5 protein-coding genes and 1 riboswitch are annotated in these 4,187 nt (G+C 71.8%); all 5 genes read right to left on the bottom strand.

Annotation, left to right across the window (positions count from 1 at the left end; translation table 11 throughout):
- The coding region (ribB, locus tag NS220_RS17940) for a 3,4-dihydroxy-2-butanone-4-phosphate synthase (RefSeq protein ID WP_081323261.1) at window positions 1-633 on the bottom strand (633 nt) is incomplete at its 3' end.
- Window positions 630-1,286 carry a riboflavin synthase gene (locus NS220_RS17935; RefSeq protein ID WP_058625350.1) on the bottom strand — a complete coding sequence of 219 codons (657 nt, stop codon included), beginning with the start codon at window positions 1,284-1,286 and terminating at the stop codon, window positions 630-632. The genes NS220_RS17935 and ribB, both read right to left, overlap by 4 nt.
- Window positions 1,286-2,344, bottom strand: a complete 1,059-nt coding sequence (gene ribD / locus NS220_RS17930) for a bifunctional diaminohydroxyphosphoribosylaminopyrimidine deaminase/5-amino-6-(5-phosphoribosylamino)uracil reductase RibD (protein ID WP_058625349.1) — start codon at window positions 2,342-2,344, stop codon at window positions 1,286-1,288. Before ribD ends, NS220_RS17935 begins: the two co-directional genes overlap by 1 nt.
- A 56-nt stretch (window positions 2,345-2,400) precedes the next feature.
- Window positions 2,401-2,550, bottom strand: a riboswitch (FMN riboswitch).
- Between the two features lie 107 nt (window positions 2,551-2,657).
- Window positions 2,658-3,521 carry an Fpg/Nei family DNA glycosylase gene (locus tag NS220_RS17925; RefSeq protein WP_058625348.1) on the bottom strand — a complete coding sequence of 288 codons (864 nt, stop codon included), beginning with the start codon at window positions 3,519-3,521 and terminating at the stop codon, window positions 2,658-2,660.
- A gap of 52 nt (window positions 3,522-3,573) precedes the next feature.
- On the bottom strand, window positions 3,574-4,131 hold the full coding sequence (locus NS220_RS17920; protein WP_058625347.1) for a GNAT family N-acetyltransferase: 558 nt from the start codon (window positions 4,129-4,131) through the stop codon (window positions 3,574-3,576).
- Window positions 4,132-4,187: the final 56 nt, after the last annotated feature.

Genomic DNA, 4,187 nt, shown 5'->3' with positions numbered 1-4,187 from the left:
GGCGGGGGCCGCCGCGGGCAGGGGGGCGGTCTCGTTCAGGTACCCGATCAGCTGCTCGATCGTGATGACCGGGATGCCATCGCGCTCGCCGAGCTCGAAAAGTCCGGGCAGGCGCATCATGCTGCCGTCCTCGGCGACGACCTCGGCGATCGCGGCGACCGGCTCGAGGCCCGCGAGCTTCATCAGGTCGACCGCGGCCTCGGTGTGGCCGGCGCGCTCGCGCACTCCGCCGTCGACGGCCCGGAGGGGGAGGATGTGCCCGGGGCGGATGACGCTCGTCGGCACGGACTCCGGGTCGGCCAGCACGTTGAGCGTGCGGGAGCGGTCGGCCGCGCTGATGCCCGTCGTCACACCCGACGCGGCGTCGACGCTCACCGTGTAGGCCGTTCCGCGGGCGTCCTCGTTCACCGCGACCATGGGCGGGAGGTCGAGGCGGTCGGCCCACTCTGCGGGCATGGGCGCGCACACGTAACCGCTGGACCAACGGACGGTCCAGGCCAGCGCCTCGGGGGTTGCGAGCTGAGCGGACAGGATGACGTCGCCCTCGTTCTCGCGGTTCTCATCGTCGGCGACCAGGATCGGCCGCCCCTGACGCAGGGCCTCCAGGGCCTCGGGGATGGTGGACAGGCTCATGCGGAGCCCCTCTCGGTCTTTGCGGCGGTCGCCGCGGGGTTCTCTGTCGTGCGGAAGGCGAGCATGCGTTGGACATGACGCGCCAGGATGTCGGTTTCGAGGTTCACGGGCGTGCCGGCCTCGGCTCTGCCGAGGGTCGTCGCCTCGAGCGTTTCGGGGATCAGCGAGACCTCGAGCCACGGCTCGGGGTCGGAGGCCGCGCTGACGGCGCTGACGGTGAGCGAGACGCCGTCGATCGCGATCGAGCCCTTGTCGACCACGAGCGGGGCGAGGGGGGCCGGGATGCCGACGCGCACGACGCTCCACTGCGCACCCGGGCGCACCTCGCGAACGATGCCGGTGCCGTCGATGTGGCCCTGCACGATGTGCCCGCCGAGGCGGCCGTGCGCGGCGGTCGCGCGCTCGAGGTTGACCGCGCGGCCCGGCGCGACGTCGGCGAGCGTCGACATGTCGAGGGTCTGCTTCATCACGTCGGCGGTGAACCAGTCTTCGCCCTGGTCGACGACCGTCAGGCACACGCCGCTGACCGAGATCGAGTCGCCGTGGCCGGCGTCCGAGACCGACAGGGGAGCGCGAACGGTCACGCGCACGCCGTCTCCCGACGGCTCGACGGCGGTGATCGCGCCCATCTCTTCGACGATTCCGGTGAACATCAGGCTTCTCCTCTGTTCTCGTGGGTGCCGGCGGCTTCCGAGCCGGTCGGGTGGGGCACGGCGACGATCAGCAGGTCGTCGCCGAGGGTCTGCAGGGATGCCACGTCGAGGCGTCGCGCGTCGGCGATGGTCGGCACGCCCAGGTCGCCGAGCGCCAGGCGCGAGCCGCCGAGCAGGACCGGCGCGACGTAGACGAGCACCTCGTCGGCGAGGTCCTCGCGCACGAACGCGCTCGCCAGGGTCGGTCCGCCCTCGACGAAGACGCGCTGCACGCCCCGGTCGGCGAGGTCGGCGAGCACCGCGCGCAGGTCATGGGTCGCGAAGAACAGCGGCTCTCGCGGGTGCCGACGCACGGCGGCATCCGGAGCCGTCTCGCTCTTCCCGATGATCACGGGCACGGGCTGGGCATCGAGCAGCGAACCGTCGGCGGCTCGCGCGGTCAGCGCGGGGTCGTCGGCTCCCACCGTGCCGGTGCCGGCGACGATCGCGTCGGCCTGGGCGCGACGGGCGTGCACGTCGCGACGCGCGGCGGGGCCGGTGATCCACTGGCTCGAGCCGTCGTCGGCCGCGGCGCGCCCGTCGAGGCTCTGCGCCCACTTGACGCTCACGTGGGGGCGGCCGGTGCGCTGCAGGCCGATCCAGTCGTGGATGAGGTGCTCCGCGGCATCCGCCTCGACGCCCGATTCGACGTCGACTCCCGCGTCGCGCAGTCGCGCTGCTCCGCCGGTCGCGGTGTCGGTCGGGTCGTCGATCGCGTGCACGACGCGGCCGACCCCGGCCTCGATCAGAGCCACCGCGCACGGACCCGTGCGCCCGGTGTGGTTGCAGGGCTCCAGGGTCACCACGGCGGTCGCGCCGCGCGCGGCTCCGGGGGCCAGCTGCGACAGGGCGTCGACCTCGGCGTGCGGGGTCCCCGCGCCGCGGTGGTAGCCCTCGGCGAGGACCTCACCGTTCGGCGAGAGGATCACGGCACCCACCTGCGGGTTGAGCCCGCGCGGGCCGCGCCGGGCGAGCTGCAACGCTCGCCGCATGGCGTCGATCTCGACGGCGGATGCCATTTCCCTGTCCTTCCCGCGGATGCCGGGCAGGGGGAGCGGGAAGGCGCGACGCGCCGTCCGTGCTGCCTCCTATCCGGACTAGCGAGGGAGGACCCTCGCATCACCGTCGGTTCCGGAATTCCACCGGATCGGCCCCACCGCATGATGCGGAGGGGTTCGCGGACTGTCACCGCCGGTTCGGATTCTCACCGACCCCGGAGCACGTTGTTTGCACTTCGAAGTGTAGTCAACGCGGTGTGACGGGTTTCATTCCCCGACATGGATTGACACGAAGAGCGCAGCCGTCCGGTTCGACGGGGAGAAGCGGCCGGGGTCACTTCAACAGCCGGGAAAGCCGCCGGTCGGCGAGCAGTTTCCCGCCCGTCTGGCACGTCGGACAGTACTCGAGGGAGTTGTCGGCGAAGAACACGCTGCGCACCTCGTCGCCGCACACGGGGCACGCCTCGCCCCGTCGTCCGTGCACGCGCATGCCCCGTCGCTTGGCATCCTTCAGCTCGGCCGGCGGCTTTCCGCGCGCCTCGTCGATCGCTTCGGCCAGAGTCGTGGTCATCGCCGTGAACAGACGGTCGACCTCGTCGTCGGACAGGGTGGCGGCCAGCGCGTACGGCGACATCTTCGCCGCGTGGAGGATCTCGTCGGAATAGGCGTTGCCGACTCCGGCGATGATCGACTGATCGCGCAGCACGCCCTTGATCTGCGTGCGGCGACCCGCGAGCAGCGCGCCGAAGGTCTCGCGGTCGAAGCCTTCGCTCAGCGGATCCGGGCCGAGGCGCGCAACGCCGGGAACCTCGTCGGGGGAGCGTACCGCGTACACGGCCAGCGACTTCTTCGTGCCCGCTTCGGTGAGATCGAACCCCGAGCCGTCGTCGAAACCGACGCGCAGGGCGATCGGGGTCTTGCCCGGCTTGATGATCGTGGAGGGCAGGGCGTCGTACCAGCGCAACCATCCGGCCTTCGCGAGGTGGAACACCAGATGCACGCCGCTGTCGGTCGCGATGTCGAGGAACTTCCCATGCCGGTCGACGGCGGTGACGTGTGTGCCGATCAGAGCGGTCAGCGGCGGGTCGTAGGTCTTCAGCGCGTTGATGGCCGACACGGTGGCCTTCTCGATGCGCAGGCCCGTCACGCGCCCCCGCAGGTATTCGACGAGCCCCTCGACCTCTGGCATCTCCGGCATGTCGCCATGGTGCCATGCGCCGCCGACATCGCCCTAGGCCCTTGCGTGCCGCCTACAGGTCGGGCCAGGGCTGCGGGCCGCGGTCGTCTGTGCGCAGGAGACCACCGACCCACATGTCCGAGCGGCCCTGGGAGGTGACGCCGGCCTGCCGCAACAGTCCCTCGTAACGGAAGCCCAGCGCACGGGCCACGCGCGCCGAGCCGAGATTACCCACGACAGCCCGCCACTCGATGCGCTGCACCGCCGGTCGCGCGTCGGCGAAGCCCCAGTCGACGACGGCGCGCGCGGCCTCGGTCGCGACGCCCTGACCGCGCACACCGGACGACACCCAGTAGCCGATCTCCGGCCCGCCGCTCGGCAGCTTCGCGAGTCCCACCATGCCGACGAGTCGGCCCTCGAGGCGGATCGCCCACGTCGCCTCCGACCCGTCGGCCCACCACCCGCGCGTGAGTTCGACGAACGTCTCGGCATCGGACGGGAGATACGGCGAGGGAACCGTCGTGAATCGCTGGATCGCGGCATCTTGGCACGCGGCATGGATCGCGGCGACGTCGCCTGCGGCCGGCGCCGACAGCTCGAGGCGGGCGGTGTGCAGGGTCTGCGGGTCCATCCGGACACCTTATCGGCAGAGGAAGCGCACAACTCCTGCACTCCCGCGGCCGCGGG

It is taken from the genome of Microbacterium testaceum (assembly GCF_001476655.1).
GTDB lineage: Bacteria > Actinomycetota > Actinomycetes > Actinomycetales > Microbacteriaceae > Microbacterium > Microbacterium testaceum_C.
This window is presented reverse-complemented; position numbering and strand designations above follow the sequence as displayed.